Origin of the sequence: Acinetobacter sp. 22323 (assembly GCF_052044895.1) — a bacterium.
In the GTDB taxonomy this organism is placed as follows: Bacteria; Pseudomonadota; Gammaproteobacteria; order Pseudomonadales; family Moraxellaceae; genus Acinetobacter; species Acinetobacter schindleri.
In genome coordinates, this window is the sequence record NZ_JBQEOL010000001.1 from 119491 (window position 1) to 140407 (window position 20917).

A 20917-nucleotide genomic window follows, 5' to 3' on the forward strand; every position below is an offset into this window, starting at 1 on the left:
AAGCCTTTTTTTTTGTCATGGCTAGTACTCATTGTAGACATTTAAGACACTTCCGCAATGTATTGGAAAAAAATGTTAAGCTTAGACTTAACACATTCTAATTTCTTTTGAATCGCCCATTATGTTGCATTATCAAATCGAATTTGACGATTATCGTCAGCATCTTGTTCACGTGACTGTTCGCTTTTTAGCAGACCCTACACAGGTGTTGTCTTTGCCAACGTGGATTCCGGGCAGTTACCTGATTCGTGAATTTTCCAAGCACATTGAAGGGGTGAAAGCCTTTGATGAAGCAGGACGCCAGCTGAAAATCCAGAAATTTGAAAAGAATAAATGGCGCTTGTTTAATACCGACCATGAGCTGATTACGGTTGAATATGATGTCTATGCCTATGATCTGTCCGTACGCGGTGCATATGTCGATGGAACACGTCTATATGTGAACCCGGCCTGTACTTGTCTGGGGCTGGAAGGACAAGAAAATAAAGCGATTGAAGTTGAAATCTTCCTGCCAGATGAACTGAAACATTTCCAGTTAGCAACCGGTATGGCATCCAAGAGCCTGGTCAAAGGCCGCTATACGCTTAAAGCAGAAAATTATGCCGAGCTGATCGATTCACCATTTGAACTGGCAGAACAGACCCGTTTTAGCTTTGAAGCCAATGGTATTCCGCATGAGTTCGTGGTTTCTGGCAAACATGAGATGAATGCTGAACGTATGCAGCAGGATCTGGAAAAGATCTGTAGTACCGAAATTTCTATGTTTGGTTCGGTGCCATTTAGTAACTATACTTTTATGACCATGGCAACAGGCAACAGTTATGGTGGTCTGGAACATCCAAATTCAACCAGTCTGATTACACCACGTGACGAGCTGCCGAAAGCCAACGAGCCGGAAGAGCCATCGAAGGATTATCAGCGTTTCTTAGGTTTATGTAGCCATGAATATTTCCACTCTTGGTTAGTGAAATTTATTCGCCCTGAAAACTTTGTAAATTACGATTTAAACAAAGAAGGCTACACCTCTTTACTTTGGATCTTTGAAGGATTTACTTCTTATTATGATGACCTGATTCTGCTACGTAGTGGTGTGATTAACCAGGAATCATATATTGCTTTACTGAAAGCACAGATTGACCGTTATTTGCAAAACTCAGGTCGCTTTATTCAAAGTGTGTCTGAATCAAGCTTTGATGCCTGGGTGAAATTCTATCGTCAAGATGAAAACTCGAATAATGCTGGCACCAGCTATTACAACAAAGGTTGTTTAGTGGCACTTTGCTTAGATTTAGGCTTGCGTCTACGTGGTTCAAGCCTGGATGCCTTGATGCGCAAGTTGTATGAAAATGCGCAAAATGGCATTCAGGTGAACGAGCGTACTATCTTCGAGTTATGTGAAGAATTGACTGGCGATAACTGGTTAGAACAGATCAACCATCTGATCAATACCACAGAAGAATTACCACTGGATCAGTTATTCCCTGAGTTTGGGGTAAGCTATACCCTGAAAAATGACAAGTCTCTGCCATTTGGTTTGAAATTGGTAGATAAGCCTGAAGGTGTATTCGTTCAATCCGCTCGTCGTGACAGTGCTGCGGCTAAGGCAGGCCTGTCAGCCAATGATGTGATCATTGCAATTGATGGCTTGAAAGCGACGACAAAGCTTGCCGAGAAATATGCGAAGCAGGAAGGAATTTATACTGTTCATGCATTCCGTCGTGATGAGTTAATGGCCTTTGATATTCAAGCAGCGGGTTCTGAATTGACTGAAGTCGAACTTAAAATTGAAGATCAAACTAAAGCTGAGAAATGGTTGAAAGCTTGATTTGCATAGCTTAAATAAACCATGTAAAACCCATACTTAGGTATGGGTTTTTTATTGAATAGAGATGTACTTACTGCAAGTTTTTAAAATGGATGCATTTGCATGTTTAAATTCGTTCATAAATTCTGATTGATTATCTCTATATTCTAAAAAATCAATTGTAGACCAAGGATAAAAAAACTCTAGATAATTTATATAGTTTTGAAGATCATCCCAAGAATCATTATCAATACGGGATTCTAGTAAGATTTGTAATTGTTGAGATTTTGTCCTCAAAGGTACAGCTAGTTGAATGAGTTCAGCATAAATGAGATTGTAATCTTTTTCTTTCGTATTGACCGTAAACGTATATGTGAGTTTATAAATTTGCGATGTTAGCTGAGTATGTAAATCCCATATTTCTGTTACTAATTTTGAAATCAAGGTTAAGTTATGCTGATGTTTCCAATTAAGCACTAAGATTGCTGCAGTAACAGCAGCAAATACCGTTGCAGCAGAACTTAAAAGAGATGTGATAAAGCTAAGATCTTCATAGTTATTATTAATACTCGAAAGCCAGCCTCCAAACCATAAATATAAAATATTTATAAAAATGAAAGCTGCTGTTAAAAATATAAAAACATGTGTAGAAAGTATAAATCTTAAAAAAGAGTAGAATGCTTTTGATAACATTTTAATATCTAGTAATATAATCTAGAAGGTAAAAATGCATTAAAAATATAATAAAATCAAGAGATTTTGAATATAGCTTTCATTAATTCCCCCGATACGTTGAATATCCATAAGAACTTAACAACGGTGGAATATGGTAATGCTCCAAAGTACCATCAATCACAAATACAACCGGAATTTCTGGAAAAAAGGTGCGTTGATTATTGGTCTTAAACCAGTCACCGGTTTTAAAAGTCACTTTATAAATTCCTTTCTGCAGATTGGTATCTTTGGGATATCGTTCTTTAATCCGGCCATTACTATCGGTTTTGGCTTCATTCAGCTTGACCCATTTCTCACCTTGCTGGGCTTCTAAAGTTACCGTGACATTGCTGGTAGGCAGGCCGGTTTCCTGATTGAGCACATGCACACTGAGCGGATTGGCAAAACCAAAAGTTGAAAGGGAAGTCGCAGCTAAAGCAAAAATAATTTTTTTCATGAGACCCATCGCAAAATAAATACTTATAATTATTCTAAAAGACTGAAAAATAAAAAATATTAAAGTTATGTAATAAAAAAAAGCCCACCTTCGTGAGCTTTCATTAATTCATTTAAATATTATCCACGACCGCGTCCGCGACCACGTGGTGCTTTGGTATTTGGACGTGTCGTACCATTGGTCTTACGACGTGGTTTTTCACCTTCTTCCAGTTGCCAAACACGTGGTGTACCGGTTTTCTTCTTGGTACCGTCTTTATTCACTTTTTTATTGAGTGGTTTGCCGCCCGTACCACCTGGTTTTTTCACATAAGAACGTGAACGGTATGGCTCTTCTGCGGGTACATCTTTAAAGTCAGGGTAAAGCAAAGGTTCAATTTCTTTGGTTTCACCCGGTTGCAGACCCAATTGAACCAGATCAATAGAACCGATTTTGGTACGGATCAAACGTAAAGTTGGGAAACCTACGGCAGCAGTCATACGACGTACCTGACGGTTACGGCCTTCACAAATTGAGATTTCTACCCATGAAGTTGGCACAGAAGCACGGTAACGAACTGGAGGATCGCGATCCCATAACCATTCAGGTTGCTGAACCTTGATTGCTTTTGCAGGTAAGGTCATACCATCTTTCAGCTCTACACCTTTACGTAACTGCTCAAGTGCTTCTTCAGTCACGTCGCCTTCAACCTGAACCAGGTAAGTCTTGAATTTTTTATTGGCAGGATTGGTAATGAACTGGTTTAAACCACCATGATCGGTCAGGAATACCAAACCTTCCGAGTCCATATCGAGACGACCTGCCAGACGCAGTGTAGGATCATCTACGAAATCAGACATCGTCATGTGTGCTTCGTCTTTACGAAACTGGGAGAGGACGTCATAAGGTTTATTTAGAATGACGATTTTCATAGGAAAAGACTTCTATAATTACAAAAATTTGAAAATGAGCAGATTTCTTCGCGTGGGGATAGTCGTGATCTCCCATTGAAATCTAAAAAGCGGTGGATTTATATATGGGTATTATGAGGGAAGACGGCCTTAAAGTGTTGCTTATCTCGAAATATTTTTGAAACCGCTCGCAGTTGAATCTGTAAATAGTATCTTGTAAAAGGGTAAAGTGCAGCTATAAGCGTTAATAAAAATCAAACCTGAATCTGTTTTAAAATTAAACGGAACAGCTCAGCCTGAAAGATCGCATCCTGTAATGCATTATGATTGCCTCTGCTTTGTGGCTTTAAAATTTCAATAATATTCTTTGCCCGTGTTTCTGACCAACGTCCGCCAAATGCACCCATATAAAGAGATTTAATATCGAGTGAGGAAACACCAAAAGGATTGTGTCCGATAAATTTATGGAAATAATAATTCATAAAAGACCAGTCAAAACCGGCATTTAATCCGACAAAAATTGGTGTTTCAGATTTGGAAAGATGTTGCTCAATCCACGCAGTGCAATTCTGCATCGCAGTGGTGGGATCTATCCCATTTTTTGTTAAATCTTCTAAATTGAAATCGGTAACGGCCAAGGCTTTCGGGTCAGCTTTATGGGAGACCGGCTTTAATTCACAATAAAACTGGATCTCAGGTTGATCGACGAGACACATGCCGATAGATAGCAAATCATATTCCCCAGGAATCGGGCCGGAAGCTTCAATATCGACGGAAATAAACACTTCTTTTTTAGCCATTTTTGTCTAATCACTCTCATCTATCTGTGAAAATTTTAATCTTGCTTGCCAGGTTTTCTGAACATCCATATTAAAATCACTATTGTGGCAGAGAAGGGACTCTTCCAATATCTTAGATAAACAATACAGGGTTAAAATGACCGAGTTAAAGTCATCATAATCTGTGATCTTTACAGTCGGAGCTGACACTAAAATTCTGGCTTTATAATTATAAACCTCAATATATAAATTATACGCTGAGTAATCTCATGTTTCAGCGTGCAAACATCTGTAAGACTTGTAATAACAAAAAACCATGTCCCCTTAAAACAGAATAACTTAGTTAAAGTGTAATTACATTGAAGCAATTAGATACGACTCTGGCATTGGTTATTTATTTATAGTGGTTAGAGTAGAAAAACAATCTTTTTGATCGAGATGAGTAGGAGTCAAAAATGGCTAGATCTCAGGCAAAACATAAGCAGGTTCAGCAAAAGGACAAAAAGGATTCCATGCAGGATGAGGATCAACAGCAGCAACAGCAACAACCTCAAAAATCTAAACCATCACGGGCGAAAAAACGTAAATAGTCCATGATTTCGAATCGGTGATAATCAATGATAAAACCCTCTATAAGAGGGTTTTATTGTTTAGAAGAGAAAAAATAATTTTCAAAGGAATCATCAATAAAAATTACAAGAACAGCACGTGTAATCAGATTGAATTGAATAAGATTATTTTAAGAAGAATGAATGAGAAATTACAGTGCCGAATTTAAGCGCTTCCTTGTTACTGATTACTGTATTAATACTTCTGAGTGGCTGTCAGCCACCACCTTCTGGTGAGTCAGCGGGCTGGAAAAGTCCTTATCTGTATTGGCAATTAAGAAAAGAAACTTTATCGCAACCTTTAACCATTCCAGTCGAAGGTGTGACCCAAAGACAGCTCAATGATACTTGGGGTGCTTCACGAAGTGCAGGCCGTAAGCATGAAGGAATTGATATCTTTGCTAAACGAGGTACACCTGTGCTGAGTGCAACCAGAGGTATTGTTAGAAATATTGGAACAAATAATCTCGGTGGTAAAGTGATCTGGGTAACAGGACCGGAGCTGAGCCAGCATTATTATGCACATCTGGAGGATTATGCTGAGCATATTCAGGAAGGTGACTGGGTGGAAGCTGGCGAAGTCATTGCCTATGTGGGCAACACCGGTAATGCTAAAACCACACCACCACATTTGCATTATGGAATTTATTTTAGTGGGCAGGGCGCAACGAATCCTTATCCTTACTTGAAAGCTGAGGAATTAGAATAAACGCCATAATGTAAGATAAATATAAAAAAATTTATTCTGAAATTGGAAAGGCATAAAATAGCTTATCTCCCGCTTTTCCTGTTTTTATGAGTATTGCCTACAGACCAGATATCGATGGCCTACGTGCTATTGCGGTATCTCTGGTTATTTTCAATCATTTAGGCTGGTCACTATTTTCTGGTGGCTATATTGGCGTAGATATCTTCTTTGTGATTTCAGGCTATCTGATCACTATTATTCTCACACGCGATATTCAGGCCCAACAATTTTCAATTGCGCGATTCTATAAAAAGCGTGTAGTTCGTTTGGCACCAGCGTATTTTACCGTACTCGCTGTGGTTAGCCTGATTGCCTGGCAGGTGATGCTGCCGGGTGAACTGACTGAATACTTTAAGAGTGTCATGTATGCCACTGTGCTCATTGCGAATCTCTATATGCGCAATGAAGTGGGGGATTACTTTAGCCCGAGCGTGGAAAATGTACCGCTATTGCACTTATGGTCATTGGGGGTGGAAGAACAGTTCTATATTTTCTGGCCTTTAATATTATGGCTATTTTTTGCCAGAGCATCACGCAAATATCTCTGGTTGATGATCAGTACATTGATTATTGTTCTACTGGTTTATGCCCAGTACCAACTCACGCAAAATCCAACCAAGGCCTATTACAGCATGCCGGTCCGGGCTTTTGAGTTACTGATTGGCGCATTGATTACCTGTTTGCCACGACCAAAACTCCCTAAAAAATTATTACAAATTCTGGTGTGGCTTGGGGTTCTTGTTTTATTTGCAGCAGCAATATATTTTGATCAATACACGCCATTTCCCGGTCTTATGGCGCTGATTCCGTGTCTGGCAACAGCAGTAATTATTTATCTGGGCCAATCTGTATCCGTAACTAATCTGCTGCTCAGTAATCAGCTGAGCACCTGGATCGGAAAAATTTCATATCCGCTGTATTTATGGCACTGGCCGATTATCATGTTATTTGGCATTTATATGCTGCCACTCAATACAGAAAATCAGATCATCATTCTCCTGCTGTCAGTGCTTTTGGCATTTCTTACCTATCAGCTGGCAGAAAAACCCCTAAAACGCTTTGTAATGGCTGCCAATTACAAGGTGATTCTTCTCGGATTTTTAATTCCTGCGATTATCTTTATTGTAATTGCCCAGATCATTAAAACTAATGAAGGTTTTCCTGATCGGTTTCCACCCTCCGTATATGTCAAGCAGGAAGCATTGCAGGCTTATGCGCATGTGATTCGTAGCCAGTGTATGGATACGAATCCGAAAACCTTACCTGATCCAAAAGATTGTATATTAGGGCACACGAAGGATGATATTGATTTAATGCTCTTACCGAACATCTGTCTAAAACCCATTATCCAATGATTATTTTGGTCGGTTCTTATGCACCATATTTTGGAGATGAGGTAAAACTTAAAGATGGGATTCATCAGCGCAATAATGAAATCTTTAAAGTCGGCTTGATGAAAGCGCTAGAAATTGCCCACAAAGCGAGTGATCAAGTGGTAATACTGAACGATGTACCACGATTAGATTGGGATGAGATCCCTTCAGACTGTAATATCCGTAACGAGATTCTAAATCGACATGCACAATGTACGGTTTCCAGAAGGAGTTACGAAACCCATTTAAAACCATTTAACCAAATATTGGCTGAAGCTAAACTGAAATACCCTGATTTGAAAATCATTGATCCGACCAAAGTGATCTGTGATCAGCAGGTATGTAAGATCATCGTGAATGATGTGCCTTTATATCGCCTAAAAGATGATAACCATATTAATGATCAGGGTTCACGTCAATTAGGGATTGAATATCTGAAACAATTTGGTAATCCACTAAAAGACTTAAAAGCAAATTAATTATAAAAAAACCGCGTTATTGAACGCGGTTTTTTTTATCGGTGCTATTAACGAATTTTTGCTAGGAAACGGCTCAAACGATTAATGGCTTCACGCAGTTCATTTTCTGCTGGCAGAAATACCACACGGAAATGATCCGGAGTTGGCCAGTTAAAGCCTGTACCTTGAACCAGCAATACTTTCTCGGCACGCAGCAGATCCAGCATCAGTTTTTCATCATCTTCAATCGGGTAAATTTCCGGATCTAAACGCGGGAAGCAGTACATTGCACCTTCTGGTTTCACACAAGTGACACCAGGAATTTCATTGAGCATTTCCCAGGCAATATTGCGCTGCTCATACAGGCGACCACCTGGGCGGATCAGGTCATTAATTGATTGGTAACCCCCGAGAGCAGTCTGGATTGCATATTGAGCCTGATGGTTGGCACAAAGGCGCATCGATGCCAGCATATCCAAGCCTTCGATGTAATCTGCTGCACGAGACTTATCACCCGTAATAGCCATCCAGCCAGAACGGTAACCTGCAATACGGTAAGCTTTAGACAGGCCATTGAAAGAGATACATAGCTGATCACCGGCAAGTGATGCAACGGCAACATGCTCAATACCGTCATAAACGATCTTGTCATAAATTTCGTCAGCAAACAAAATCAGGTCGTGCTTTTTCGCCAGATCCACGATTTGCTGTAATACGTGACGTGGATAAACTGAGCCCGTCGGGTTATTCGGGTTAATGATCACGATACCGCGGGTATTCGGTGTGATCTTGCTTTCCATATCTGCGATGTCTGGATACCAGTAATTTTCTTCATCACATTTATAGTGAATCGCAGTACCACCAGACAGGTTCACTGCCGCAGTCCACAACGGATAATCAGGCATTGGAATCAGCATTTCATCGCCGTCATCCAGCAAGCCTTGCATTGCCATTACAATCAGCTCGGACACGCCGTTACCCACATACACATCATTGACGTGCATATCCAGAATACCTTTTTGCTGGTAGTACTGACAGATCGCCTTACGTGCCGGGAAAATACCTTTTGAGTCGGTATATCCAATCGCATTTGGCAGGTTGAGTGCCACATCATTGATAATCTCTTGTGGTGCTTCAAAACCAAATGGAGCAGGGTTGCCGATATTCAGCTTGATGATCTTATGTCCGGCTTCCTCCATCTCGTTGGCCGCTCGTAACACTGGTCCGCGAATGTCATAGCATACATGCTCGAGTTTAGACGATTTTTTGATTTCGCGAGATTTTTGGAAAGTGTTCGGCATTTTGATGTTCTCTGAAAGAGTGGAGGTCACTTTTGCATAACGATATAAATAGCTTTTAAATGTCTCAGTGGTGACTAGATCGAGATCGTGCTCATCTCGGAGTAATGCAACAATCTTTTCATGCGTAAATCCAAGCTGTTGATATTGTTTAATCACCGGCAATAGATTTTTAAAAATTACGCTTTTTTTTTGCGACATTATTTAATCCTGAGCAAATTTAGTACCAAGCCTACCACTAAAATTGCTTACAAAAAAGCATTTAATGAAAAAAATGCTTACTTTTATTTTGTTTATTTGCTTACTTTTTGCTTTTTTGGGAATTATATGTCTTTTGTAAAATGTTAAACAAACACTAGAATTTTTAAAATGAATCACGTAAATATAGAATTATCCTATTTAAAATAGCAAGATAGAAAGGACCGTCATCATGGGAAAACTCAGTAAATCAGACAGAGAATGGCAAAGAGAGTTATCACCTGAAGAGTTCCGTATTACACGTCAAAAAGGGACGGAGCCAGCATTTACCGGTAAATACTGGAATACGAAACAAGATGGTACTTATGTATGCCGTTGTTGTGGTGAACCTTTATTTACCTCAGAAACCAAATATGACAGTGGCTGTGGCTGGCCAAGCTTCTATAAGGTGATCAACGGCTCTGCAATTGAAGAGCATTTAGACACATCTCATGGTATGGTCAGAACAGAAATTGTTTGCCATCATTGTGATGCACATTTAGGGCATGTTTTCACTGATGGACCTCAGCCAACTGGCTTACGTTATTGTGTGAACTCCGCTTCATTAGAATTAAAAACACAAGAAAAGAATGATGAGGAAACTTATCCATGACCAGCATATATCAGTTTGAAGCTGAATTGTTAGATGGAAAAACCAAACAATTTGCAGACTATGAAGGAAAGGTACTGTTAATTGTGAATACCGCAAGTAAGTGCGGTTTCACACCGCAGTTCGCCGGCCTGGAAAAACTTTACGAGAAATATAAAGATCGTGGCCTGGAAGTTTTAGGCTTTCCCTGTAACCAGTTTGGCGGACAGGATCCGGGCAGTAATGAGCAAATTGGTGCATATTGCCAGAAGAACTATGGGGTGACATTTCCGATGTTCTCCAAGATCGATGTCAAAGGTCCTGAAGCACATGCAATTTTCCGTTATCTGACCAATAATTCTAAAGGGATTCTGGGTAATGGTATTAAATGGAACTTTACCAAGTTCCTGATTGGGCGTGATGGCAAGGTGCTGAACCGTTTTGCGCCAACCACCAAGCCGGAAGACCTGGAAGCTGAGATCGAAAAAGCGCTGTAAGGCGGTTATTGGCCGCCTTTACTCTCTTCAAGTCATTGCCATGCCATTCAGAATCCTCGTTCAGAGCCTGCTATTTAGCGCATGTATCGAGCTGTTTTTAGCTCCTGCTTATGCACAGGATGAAAAAACCCGGCAATTACTAAAAAGGCTGAAGCAGCCTGTTCCAGCGTATCAGCCGCCTACTGTCAAAAATGCTGTTCCGCCACATTTGCTGGCGAAGCAGGGCTATGAAGTCAGCTGGCTAAAAGCACCGTATCTGAGATTTAATGATGCAGAACTGCAACGTGCCAAGACAGTAATCGTGCAAATGACGGTCATCGCCAATACAGGGCGGATTACCGACGTTGAGATCATTCAGAGTTCTGGCTTGAGAGTTGTCGATGCTAAAGTTAAAGAAGCGGTACTGGCTGCCAAGCTGGAGCCGATTAAGGGTGTAGACCACAATCTGGTGTATATTCTGGAATATAAGATTGAAATAAAAAATCCACTATAAATATAGTGGATTTTTTATTAAAATTTTAGGTTAAAGAATGGCTTTTAAGCGCTCAATGACCTGTTCACATTGTGCCAGATCAGCCACCAATGCCAGACGTACATGGTTTTCACCTGGATTGCCTTGCTCAGTATCACGAGACAGGTAGCGGCCAGGAAGTACTTTGATATGTGCCTGTTCCATTAAGCGTTTGGCAAATTCTTCATCATTGTCTACTTTCAACCAGTAGTAGAAACCCGCATCCGGTTTTTTCAGTGGCAACAAGTGACCAAGCTCTTTCTGGAACAGATCAAACTTGGCACGGTACTGTACGCGGTTTTCTTCAACATGTGCTTCATCATCCCAGGCAGCAATTGAAGCCAGCTGATGTTGAACCGGCATCGCTGCACCGTGGTAAGTACGATATTGCAGATAAGGTTTAAGCAAATCCGCATCACCCGCAACAAAGCCTGAACGCATGCCTGGAAGATTCGAGCGTTTAGAGAGCGAATGGAATACTACGCAGTTTTTGTAGTCATCACGACCGATTTCTGCACAGACTTCCAGTAAGCCAACCGGTGCTTCATCAAACCATAGCTCTGAGTAGCATTCATCTGAAGCAATCACAAAATCATATTGATCAGAAAGTGCAATTAGCTTTTTAAACTGTTCTTTAGACAGGACTGCACCTGTCGGGTTACCCGGTGTACAGACAAATAGAAGTGCGGTTCTTTTCCAGACTTCAGCAGGGACTGTATCAAAATCACCAAGATAATTATTTTCCTCAGTGCAGTTAATGAAGTACGGTTTTGCACCTGCAAGTAGCGTTGCACCTTCATAAATCTGATAAAAAGGATTTGGCATCACTACATAAGGTGCATCTTCACGATTAATCAGTGCCTGTACAAAAGAGAAGATTGCTTCACGGGTACCCGATACTGGCAAGATATTGCTGTCTGCACTAATGCTGTTCAGTTTAAAACGGCGAGTCAGCCAGTTGGCGATACTGGTACGCAGTTCAGGTAAACCTTTCGAGTTTGGATAAGTTGAAAGATGCTGAAAATTATCAATAATGGCCTGTTTCACGAACTCAGGAGCTGGATGCTTTGGTTCACCAATCGATAGGGGAATGAGTGGCATATTCGCAGGCTTAATATCCGCAAAAAGTTTATTCAACTTTTCAAATGGATAAGGATGCAATAAAGACAAGCTAGAGTTCATGAATGAGTTACCGCGTTTTAATGTGAGTGTTGACTGTTGACCTGATTAGAGGCTTCATCCAGCGCTGCTTTTAACGCAGAGGCAAATTCAGAAGATTCTTCAGGGTTCAACGGCATGCCATCTTTTTTGGTGACAAAGAAAATGTCTTCGGCACGTTCGCCAAGTGTGGCAATTTTAGCAGAATGGATATCCAGACCACGCATCATAAATAATCCGCCTACTTTGGCAAGTAGACCCGGTTGGTCGAGCGTGGCAATTTCCACCATATTCTGGTTCAAAACAGGGTTCAGGCTGATATCTACCGTATTTTCAATATCAAAATGACGAAGCTGACGTGGAATACGGCGCTGCATCAGGCCTGGATATTTATCGGAGTGGCTTAAAGCATCTTTAAGTGCATCAATCACTTTCAGCTCGCGTTCCGGATCGGTGAGGAGTGTACCGAAACGGTCAAGCACGACATAAGTGTCCAGACTGAACGCCTTGGTCGCCGTGATAATCCGCGCATCCTGTACATCCAGGTCCATGCGGTCCAGAACGGCCACTGTGGTGGCAAACAGATTTGGTTTATCTTGCGTATAAATAAAGATTTGCACTGCATCTTGCGCATATTTACGATGCGGACGCATCAGCACCAGCGGTTCAGAATTATCACCATGCTGTAAAATGGCACGAGTATGCCAGGCGATTTCATCTGGCGATTCTTTCAGGAAGTAGTCATCACCGAGTTCCTGCCAGATGGTTTCCACATCATATAAAGAGAAGTCCTGTACCAGTAGTTCGCTGGCAGCAAACTTGGTGTCTTCAATCAGCATCTGATAGTCCACCGGACGACCCAGACCAGAACGGATCACATCGCGCGCATGCGTATATAGCTGACGCATTAAAGATGCACGCCAGGTATTCCACAGTTTGGGATTGGTGGCATTAATGTCGGCAACGGTCAGGGTATACAGATAGTCCAGGTGCTCCATATCACCCATTTGTTCTGCGAATTCACGGACCACATCCGGATCAGAAATATCTTTTTTCTGTGAAGTCACTGACATGATGAGGTGATTCTGAATCAGCCATGCAACCAGATTGCATTCACGCTCGGTAAAGCCATGCGTGCGGCAAAATGCAATCGCATCAGTGGCACCGAGTTCGCTATGGTCACCACCACGACCTTTGGCAATGTCATGGAACAGGGCAGCCAGATAGACGATGTCACGACGGGCCAGACGCTGGAACACTGAACTGACTACTGGGAATTCTTTGGCGAATTCCGGTTCCTTAAAGCGGTTCAGGTTACGTAATAGCAATAGGGTATGCGCATCTACAGTATAGATATGGAACAGGTCATACTGCATCAGCCCCATAATCTGGCCAAAGGCCGGAATATAATTCCCCAATACGCCGTAGCGTTTCATTGCTACCAAGGTTTCATATAAACGATGTGGTGAACGGATAATCGCCATGAACAGCGCTTGATGAACGGGATTATTGCGATAATCCTGATCAATCCGTTTTGCTGCGAGCGTTAATAGACGCAAGGTACGGGCACGGATGCCTTCAATCTCCGGACGGTTTGCCAGAAGATAAAAGATTTCCAGAATCGCGCTTGGATTTTCCGAGAAAGTTTTATGGTGCTGTACCGCAAGTTTGCCATCAACCAGTTTAAAGTTCTGGTTAATTTCTTCGATGTTACGCTCATAGTTTGGCAGACGCGGAGTAATTACCGATTCATTAAAATAAGCCAACAGCATTTCATTCAGCGTCGATACCTGCTGGGCATTGCGGTAATAGCGCTTCATAAACTGTTCAATCGGATAGTTCTGCGGCTGGCCTTCTTCACGTACATAGCCGAACTTCGCGGCGATATCACGCTGATAGTCGAATAACAGGCGGTTTTCATCGCGTTTGGTGATGCGATGCAGATGATGACGGATTTCCCAGAGGAAGCTTTCGGCTTCTTCTAAAACGGCCAGTTCAAATTCTGAAATAAAACCAAGATGTACCAGATCATAAATACGGTTTACGCGGAAATGACGTTTGGCAATCCAGCCGATCTGGTTAATATCACGAATACCTCCCGGGGCATTTTTAATGTCCGGCTCGAGATTACTTTCGGTATTGTTGTGTTGAGCATAGCGTTTATGCTGCTCTTCCATTTTGGCATCAAAAAAGGTCTTGTCGGTCCAGGATTGAGACACGATACGACGTGGCCATTTGGCCAGGCTTTCATTACCGGTAATCAGACGGGACTCAATCAGGGTCGTGGCTACAGTCAGGTCACTGCTGGCCTGATTGACACATTCACTAATGGTGCGGACGCTAATACCTGGCTTGAAATTGCCGACATCCCATAAGGATGAAATAAAGGTCGAAATCAGCTGTTCCTGTTCAGACGTAATTTCATCTTCTGACAGGATCATGATATCGACATCAGAATAGGGTAGCATTTCGCGGCGGCCGTAGCCACCGACAGCAAATAGACCCAGATCAGTCTGATCGAGTTCAGCATGCTTCCACAGGAACTGTAGCGCTTCATCAATCAGATTTGATCGGGTCAGAATAATGTCACGGATCGACTCACCATTTTCAAAACATTCCTGCAGCTGGTGTTCGACATCACTGCGCCATTCGTTAATAGCTTTAATGTCATGGTTACTTTTGGTGTAATTCAGCAATGGCAGGGTATTGATCATGAACAGTCGTCCGTTTCGTTTTTCAGCTTAGTTTTGGTTGACACTGACTTGTTGAGCCACCTGTTGCGCAAGTTCACGTGCCTGATCTGTTGTTTCAGCACGTGCAGTTGCTACACCCATACGACGTCGTTTGAAGCCTTCAGGCTTGCCAAACAGGCGCAAGTCTGTGTTACCCTCTGCTAAAGCAAGATCCAGACCAGAATAAGAAAGATTCTGATCATCTACACCAGCGTAAATCACAGCACTGGCTGCAACGCTATGACGAGTGGTATTTACCGGAAGGCCCAGGATTGCACGCGCATGCAACTCAAATTCACTTTGGAACTGGGAAGCTAAAGTGACTAAGCCGGTGTCGTGTGGACGTGGTGACACTTCACTAAACCATACTTTGTCGCCTTTGACAAAGAGTTCTACCCCAAAAATACCGCAACCACCGAGCGCAACGGTTACTTTATTGGCAATTCGCTTGGCTTCTTCCAATGCAGCAGGTGTCATTGGCTGAGGTTGCCAGCTTTCAACATAGTCCCCAGAATCCTGACGGTGACCAATCGGGTCGCAATAAGAGGTTTCGATTTCACCTGTTTTCGGATTTTTGGCACGAACAGTGAGCAGGGTGATTTCAAAATCAAAATCAATCTGTGACTCAACAATGACGGTACCTTGATTTACACGACCACCCGTTTGCGCATATTCCCAAGCAGGATCAACTTCATCGAAGCTTTTGACACGAGACTGACCTTTGCCTGAAGAGGACATCACAGGCTTCACAAAGTTTGGATAACCAATATCATCACAAGCGGCACGGAAAGATTCCAAAGTATCGGCAAAACGGTAAGCAGATGTTGGCAGGCCCAGTTCTTCAGCAGCCAGACGACGGATGCCTTCACGGTTCATGGTCAGATTCACTGCTTTCGCGGATGGAATTACCGTTGCGATATTCTGCTCTTCAATTTCAACCAGCACCTGGGTGGCAATCGCTTCAATTTCCGGGACAATCAGATTTGGTTTCACCTGATCAATCAGCTGTCTGAGTTCTGCTGGATCAGCCATATTCAAGGTATGCGACTGATGGGCAACTTGCATGGCAGGTGCATGGTCATAGCGATCAGCAGCGTGAACCTCGACACCTAACCGTTGCAGGGAAATTACCACTTCCTTGCCCAGTTCGCCTGAACCCAGTAATAAGACCTTGAAGGCAGAAGCCTGTAATGGGGTACCAATCGTCACGCTCATGTAAATCATCCATGCTTGATTTTATGGGCTTTTAGCATAGCAGAACTCTCTGCGGAGATAAGCCAAGTTTCATATAAAATTGTGATATTGACCAACAATTTTATTTATAAAGTTCGCAAAATTTAGATTAAGAAATCAGAAGGATACTTTCACCGGATCAATTTGAGGATCTAAATAATAAATATGATTTTGCGGATTCAGTTTTTTCATTTTCAGAATCTACCCCCCGGACTTAATTCCAGCTAAGGTAGGGGTTTCATGGTTTGATTGGGTTGCTAATAAAGATAGGGAGCAGCAAAGGGAAGAACCAAGCCAATAGAAAAGACTGAGTAAAGCATTCGAAATCCGGCAGGGAAACAGTTTCGAGAATATTGTAATGCTTCACCCCAGCGCTGATGAATAAAGATCTTCCTTTAATAATCTGTTTTGGCTCAAGCATGCCAATTTTCTTATTATCATTAAAAGAAGCTTATACCGGAACGTAGCATAAGCCTCTTATATTCATTGATTTAATCTTTAAAAATGAATCGGCAGGTAAGTATAAATCAGGCCATAGGTGAGGGCAGCCGTCAAAGTGGCCATCACAATGCGTTTAAACTTGAAATACAGCACTGTTAATACAATAAAACCGGCCAGCATCGCCACACTTTTATCGGGAGTTTCCAGCAAAGGCGGTAGTGTCGCCACGACCAACATTGAGCTAATTGCAGAAATTCCAATCGCACCTAAGGCAATTTTCAACCACAGCGCACCACGCTTTTGTGAACCTTGCTGCGATTTCTGAATCACAAAAAAAGGTCCGAAACGGGAAGCGAAATTGGCAATTCCGACCAGAATACCAACCAGAATAATTTCTAAATTCATAGTTCTTCTCCCATATGCTCAGGATCGGGACGTTTGAGTACATAGTGCTTGAACAGGCCTGCCAGAATACCGGAACTGATGCCGATAAAGATTGCAGCAGACAGGTCGATTATGTAGCAGGCAATAGCAGAAACAACAATAGTCACAGCGACAACAAAAGTATGTTTCTTCTCAAAGGCTGCTAGCAGGAAGCTTAGGAATAGCGCAGGTAACAGAAAGTCTAAAGCAGCCTGTAAAAATTGCGGTAAGTTGCTGACCTGATCTGCAAATAAGCCACCCAGAAAAGAACCTGTTGCCCAGGACAGCCAGCTGAATAAACTCAACCCCAGCATCCACGATTCAGACCATTCCTGACGCCGTTGCGACAGTTTGATCATGCCAGAGGCAAATACCTCATCGGTGAGTCCCCAAGCCCAGACTGCGGTTTTTTTCAAATTGAGCCGATCCTGAATCAAATTCTGTAGCGCAGGGCCATAAAGTAGATGACGGATATCCAGAGCAATCACGGTTAATGCAGTCATCCAAATGGAGGTGCCACTCCCTAAGAGTGCAACAACCAGGAATTGACTGGCACCTGCATACATGGAGCAGGACAGGAATAATGCTTCCCATGCGGTAAAGCCAAATTGGGTCGCAGAAACCCCAAAGGCAAAAGAAACGGGCAAATAGGTAAAAATAATCGCCTGGCTGTCTTTGGCACCTTGCCAAAAACTGGCAGGTTTTACAGCGTGTTGATTCAGTTCGGACACAGCACACCTTGGAGGGAGAGTTGAACAAGGGGTCAAATGGTAATTGAGTATTGTACGTGAATTTAATAGCATAGTGCCGAATTGTTTAAGATGGCGAGCCTGATAATGTTCATGTTCAAGACACGTTATATATTGAGTGTTGCTTTAGTCAGCACAGCATTGTTGTTACAGGCATGCGGAAATGAGGGTTCAGGCAATCAAGCACCGGAAATTAAGCCAGCCCCGAAACTGAGCAATGATGCGACCACTTATGCCCATGAAGCTTGGACATTTATGAATGAAGTAGATCCGCTGGTCTACAACAAGCAGATTGATCAGATTGAAAAACGCGTTCGTCAGCCTGCACGCAAGTTGAGCACGGATTGGCGCATTAATGTGAAAATGACTGATTCCGTGACTGAAGGAAAATATGCATTATGTCGTAAGGCTTTAACCAGTCTGGAAATCTGGGCACGTACCACACTTGAAGATGGGAATAGTCTGGCACAGAAGCAAGCCGATTATGAACGTGACAAAAAACAGTGTGAAAGTGCAATTGCTCATCCACAACTGGGCAATACTGATCCGAAACAGGTGGGTGTCGCAAGCTGATCGATATTTTATTCGTATCAAAAAGGCTGAGTCATATGCTCAGCCTTTTTGATTTTCTTGGTTCGGAATCAGTGGAGCGGGACGCCAGTCAATTGATGTAGTCGTTGCACATCCAGAATTTCAATCTGTTTAAAGGCAATTTTCAGGATATTCATTTTTTCCAGCTGTTGCAGTTCCTGATTAATAGTCTGGCGGGAACACATCAGCATTTGTGACAATTGTTCCTGCGACAACTGAATGGTACGGTTTTTAATGACCAGGTGATTGCCATAGCCTTGCAAAATAAACAGTAAACGCTGCGCTAGGCGTTGTTGCATGGTTTGGGTCTGAATAGAAAATAATTCCAGAAACACATAACGTAATTTCTGGCTCATGAGCTGGGAGATGTGAAACCAGAATGCAGGGTGTTCAGCCACCAGTTTATAAATAAATTGCGCGGGAATATGCAAGAGCAGGGATTTCTTGCAGGCGATGGCGTGATGAGAACGCGGCTGTTCATCTACCAATGATATTTCACCAAACCAGACAATGGGTTCCACAATTGCAGAAACTGCCTCTTTACCCTCAATATTGATAGACCCTAAACCAATTGCACCTTCTAACACAGCATAAATTCCATCAAACACATCACCTGAATAAAATACGGTCTGGTCTTTATCGACGGATAAGGTAACTGCATGTTTCAGCAGGACGTTCTGGAAATGAGAAGGTAATTTTGAGAACCAGGAATTTTTTTCTAATTCAACAAGATGTTTTTCTTCCACTCGCTTTATTGCTCCAAGTTTTATGAGTTGTCGTCCAGCTGACAACTTATCTTTTATTGTTGCGCTATAGTCAAATTCTATGGCCAGTCAAGGAAGAATAATATGACCAGAGTAGAACGACTATTAAGCCAGTATGCAGCTTATCATTTAGACCGTAAGAATGTCATGACACATTTTATTGGGGTCCCATTAATTGTTTTTTCCATTATTTGTCTTACTGCACGTGTATCACTGATGATGTCCGGCTTTGAGGTGACTCTCGCCTTGGGACTTCTCATTGTTTCAATTCTTTATTATTTAACTATTGATGTATTTTTTGCATTGATCATGGCCTTCATTTTTATGTTTGTTTATCCTTATGCCTATAATGTGGCACAGTGGGATACTGGAACCTGGCTGAGTACCAGCGTTGGAATTTTTGCCATTGGATGGGCATTCCAGTTTGTAGGTCATTTCTACGAAAAGAAAAAACCGGCATTTATGGATGATCTGATTGGCCTGGCGATCGGACCTTTATTTGTTCTTGCGGAATTAATTTTCCTGTTCGGCTTTCGCAAGGAACTAGAAGCAAAAATGTTACTTGAAGCACGTAAGCAACGCTTGCTAATGGAACAAGACACCTCATATGCGGAAATAGCAGCTGATTAATCCTTTTTAAAATACATAAAAAATGCCCCGAATTATCGAGGCATTTTTATCTTCAACTTATACGTTGAAGCGGAAGTGCAGAACATCGCCGTCCTGAACGATATAAGTTTTACCTTCCAGACGCCATTTACCTGCTTCTTTGGCGCCAGCTTCGCCGTTGTACTGTACGAAGTCATCGTAAGCAATACATTCAGCACGGATAAAGCCTTTTTCGAAGTCAGTGTGGATTACACCCGCAGCTTGAGGGGCAGTCGCACCCACTTTTACTGTCCAGGCACGAACTTCCTGTACGCCAGCAGTAAAGTAAGTTTGTAGACCAAGCAGTGAATAACCTGCGCGAATTACTACGTTCAGACCTGGTTCTTCCATGCCCATAGCTTCCAGGAATTCAGCACGGTCTTCATCTTCAAGTAATGAAATTTCTGCTTCGATCTGGTTACAAAGTGGAACCACGATTGCATTTTCAGCAGCAGCCAGTTCACGTACAGCATCTAAATGCGGGTTATTTTCAAAACCATCTTCAGCCACGTTGGCGATATACATGGTTGGTTTAAGCGTTAACAGACCAAAACCACGTACCAGTTTACGTTCGTCATCATCTAAGGTTGCAGCACGAGCAGGTTTGCCTTCATCTAAAAGAGGCAGAATCTTATCTAGAACTGCTTTAGTCGCGATCGCTTCTTTATCGCCACCTTTTGCAGATTTCGCTAAACGGGTCACAGCTTTAGTCACAGTTTCCAGGTCAGCCAATGCAAGCTCGGTATTAATTGTTGCGATGTCATCAAGCGGGTCGATTTTACCGTTCACATGAATCACGTTTTCATCTTCGAAACAACGCACCACGTGAGCAATTGCATCTGTTTCACGGATGTTTGCCAGGAACTGGTTACCCAGACCTTCACCTTTAGATGCACCAGCGACAAGGCCCGCGATGTCCACGAATTCCATAGTTGTCGGGATCACGCGTTGTGGTTTTACGATTTCAGCAAGTTTGTCCAGGCGTGGATCTGGCACAGGCACGATACCGGTGTTTGGTTCAATGGTACAGAATGGGAAGTTTTCTGCAGCAATTGCAGCTTTGGTTAATGCATTGAAAAGCGTAGATTTACCAACGTTAGGCAGGCCTACAATACCACAATTAAAACCCATGAAATAACTCACAAAGCGTTATATAAAAATTGCCAGTGATTTTACATGAAAGCCATGACAAAGTCAGGTCATGGCTGAGGGCTT

22 protein-coding genes are annotated in these 20917 nt (G+C 42.3%); 10 read left to right on the plus strand and 12 right to left on the minus strand.

Annotated features, from left to right (window positions below; translation table 11 throughout):
- Positions 1-121: 121 nt before the first annotated feature.
- The gene (locus ACTJIX_RS00535; protein WP_262478644.1) at positions 122-1825 is read left to right on the plus strand and encodes a M61 family metallopeptidase; all 1704 of its coding nucleotides are present in this window, start codon (positions 122-124) and stop codon (positions 1823-1825) included.
- 51 nt (positions 1826-1876) lie between these two features.
- On the opposite strand, the gene ACTJIX_RS00540 is transcribed toward ACTJIX_RS00535, so the two are convergent.
- The 4 genes from ACTJIX_RS00540 to ACTJIX_RS00555 all read right to left on the minus strand — a co-directional run bounded on the left by ACTJIX_RS00540 (position 1877) and on the right by ACTJIX_RS00555 (position 4665).
- On the minus strand, positions 1877-2497 hold the full coding sequence (locus ACTJIX_RS00540; RefSeq protein ID WP_108619360.1) for a hypothetical protein: 621 nt from the start codon (positions 2495-2497) through the stop codon (positions 1877-1879).
- Positions 2498-2579: 82 nt separating this feature from the next.
- Positions 2580-2975 (minus strand): hydroxyisourate hydrolase, encoded by a 396-nt coding sequence (uraH, locus tag ACTJIX_RS00545; RefSeq protein ID WP_262478643.1) that lies wholly within the window; start codon positions 2973-2975, stop codon positions 2580-2582.
- 119 nt (positions 2976-3094) lie between these two features.
- A complete protein-coding gene (locus ACTJIX_RS00550) occupies positions 3095-3886 on the minus strand; it encodes a pseudouridine synthase (protein ID WP_004815429.1) in 792 nt (263 codons plus the stop codon).
- Between the two features lie 233 nt (positions 3887-4119).
- Positions 4120-4665, minus strand: a complete 546-nt coding sequence (locus ACTJIX_RS00555) for a 3'-5' exonuclease (RefSeq protein WP_227591100.1) — start codon at positions 4663-4665, stop codon at positions 4120-4122.
- A 434-nt stretch (positions 4666-5099) separates the two neighbouring features.
- On the opposite strand from ACTJIX_RS00555, the gene ACTJIX_RS00560 reads away from it, so the two are divergent.
- From ACTJIX_RS00560 to ACTJIX_RS00575, 4 genes are all read left to right on the plus strand, one after another.
- Positions 5100-5234, plus strand: a complete 135-nt coding sequence (locus ACTJIX_RS00560; protein WP_004892608.1) for a hypothetical protein — start codon at positions 5100-5102, stop codon at positions 5232-5234.
- Positions 5235-5409: 175 nt separating this feature from the next.
- On the plus strand, positions 5410-5961 hold the full coding sequence (locus ACTJIX_RS00565; RefSeq protein ID WP_262478642.1) for a M23 family metallopeptidase: 552 nt from the start codon (positions 5410-5412) through the stop codon (positions 5959-5961).
- Between the two features lie 86 nt (positions 5962-6047).
- Positions 6048-7355 (plus strand): acyltransferase family protein, encoded by a 1308-nt coding sequence (locus ACTJIX_RS00570; protein ID WP_262478641.1) that lies wholly within the window; start codon positions 6048-6050, stop codon positions 7353-7355.
- Positions 7352-7852: an SGNH hydrolase domain-containing protein gene (locus ACTJIX_RS00575; protein ID WP_262478640.1), complete on the plus strand. Its 501-nt coding sequence runs from the start codon at positions 7352-7354 to the stop codon at positions 7850-7852. Before ACTJIX_RS00570 ends, ACTJIX_RS00575 begins: the two co-directional genes overlap by 4 nt.
- Positions 7853-7899: 47 nt before the next feature.
- Here ACTJIX_RS00575 and ACTJIX_RS00580 read toward each other — a convergent pair whose 3' ends face one another.
- Positions 7900-9330, minus strand: a complete 1431-nt coding sequence (locus ACTJIX_RS00580; RefSeq protein ID WP_071320667.1) for a pyridoxal phosphate-dependent aminotransferase — start codon at positions 9328-9330, stop codon at positions 7900-7902.
- 229 nt (positions 9331-9559) lie between these two features.
- On the opposite strand from ACTJIX_RS00580, the gene msrB reads away from it, so the two are divergent.
- The 3 genes from msrB to ACTJIX_RS00595 are packed head-to-tail and all read left to right on the plus strand — an operon-like array spanning position 9560 to position 10945.
- Positions 9560-9979, plus strand: a complete 420-nt coding sequence (gene msrB, locus ACTJIX_RS00585) for a peptide-methionine (R)-S-oxide reductase MsrB (protein ID WP_262478639.1) — start codon at positions 9560-9562, stop codon at positions 9977-9979.
- Entirely contained in the window at positions 9976-10452 is a 477-nt protein-coding gene (locus tag ACTJIX_RS00590; protein ID WP_004815442.1) for a glutathione peroxidase, read from the plus strand. Before msrB ends, ACTJIX_RS00590 begins: the two co-directional genes overlap by 4 nt.
- A 40-nt stretch (positions 10453-10492) precedes the next feature.
- Complete coding sequence (locus ACTJIX_RS00595) at positions 10493-10945, plus strand: energy transducer TonB family protein (RefSeq protein ID WP_262478638.1); 453 nt, start codon at positions 10493-10495, stop codon at positions 10943-10945.
- Positions 10946-10975: 30 nt separating this feature from the next.
- Here ACTJIX_RS00595 and dapC read toward each other — a convergent pair whose 3' ends face one another.
- The 5 genes from dapC to ACTJIX_RS00620 form a co-directional block, all read right to left on the minus strand.
- A complete protein-coding gene (gene dapC, locus ACTJIX_RS00600; RefSeq protein ID WP_004815447.1) occupies positions 10976-12145 on the minus strand; it encodes a succinyldiaminopimelate transaminase in 1170 nt (389 codons plus the stop codon).
- Between the two features lie 17 nt (positions 12146-12162).
- Complete coding sequence (gene glnD, locus ACTJIX_RS00605; protein ID WP_004815450.1) at positions 12163-14835, minus strand: [protein-PII] uridylyltransferase; 2673 nt, start codon at positions 14833-14835, stop codon at positions 12163-12165.
- A 27-nt stretch (positions 14836-14862) separates the two neighbouring features.
- On the minus strand, positions 14863-16077 hold the full coding sequence (gene purT / locus ACTJIX_RS00610; protein WP_262478637.1) for a formate-dependent phosphoribosylglycinamide formyltransferase: 1215 nt from the start codon (positions 16075-16077) through the stop codon (positions 14863-14865).
- 507 nt (positions 16078-16584) lie between these two features.
- Positions 16585-16932 carry an L-valine transporter subunit YgaH gene (gene ygaH, locus ACTJIX_RS00615; protein WP_005222633.1) on the minus strand — a complete coding sequence of 116 codons (348 nt, stop codon included), beginning with the start codon at positions 16930-16932 and terminating at the stop codon, positions 16585-16587.
- Positions 16929-17681: an AzlC family ABC transporter permease gene (locus ACTJIX_RS00620; protein WP_262478636.1), complete on the minus strand. Its 753-nt coding sequence runs from the start codon at positions 17679-17681 to the stop codon at positions 16929-16931. The genes ygaH and ACTJIX_RS00620 overlap by 4 nt, the downstream gene beginning before the upstream one ends.
- Positions 17682-17786: 105 nt before the next feature.
- Between ACTJIX_RS00620 and ACTJIX_RS00625 the strand changes: the two genes are divergently transcribed.
- On the plus strand, positions 17787-18272 hold the full coding sequence (locus tag ACTJIX_RS00625; RefSeq protein ID WP_004892643.1) for a hypothetical protein: 486 nt from the start codon (positions 17787-17789) through the stop codon (positions 18270-18272).
- 68 nt (positions 18273-18340) lie between these two features.
- On the opposite strand, the gene ACTJIX_RS00630 is transcribed toward ACTJIX_RS00625, so the two are convergent.
- Complete coding sequence (locus tag ACTJIX_RS00630) at positions 18341-19036, minus strand: Crp/Fnr family transcriptional regulator (RefSeq protein ID WP_004892645.1); 696 nt, start codon at positions 19034-19036, stop codon at positions 18341-18343.
- 102 nt (positions 19037-19138) lie between these two features.
- Here ACTJIX_RS00630 and ACTJIX_RS00635 point away from each other — a divergent pair, with 102 nt between their 5' ends.
- A complete protein-coding gene (locus ACTJIX_RS00635; protein ID WP_163165655.1) occupies positions 19139-19684 on the plus strand; it encodes an Mpo1 family 2-hydroxy fatty acid dioxygenase in 546 nt (181 codons plus the stop codon).
- A 57-nt stretch (positions 19685-19741) separates the two neighbouring features.
- On the opposite strand, the gene ychF is transcribed toward ACTJIX_RS00635, so the two are convergent.
- The gene (gene ychF, locus ACTJIX_RS00640) at positions 19742-20833 is read right to left on the minus strand and encodes a redox-regulated ATPase YchF (RefSeq protein ID WP_005222625.1); all 1092 of its coding nucleotides are present in this window, start codon (positions 20831-20833) and stop codon (positions 19742-19744) included.
- Positions 20834-20917: the final 84 nt, after the last annotated feature.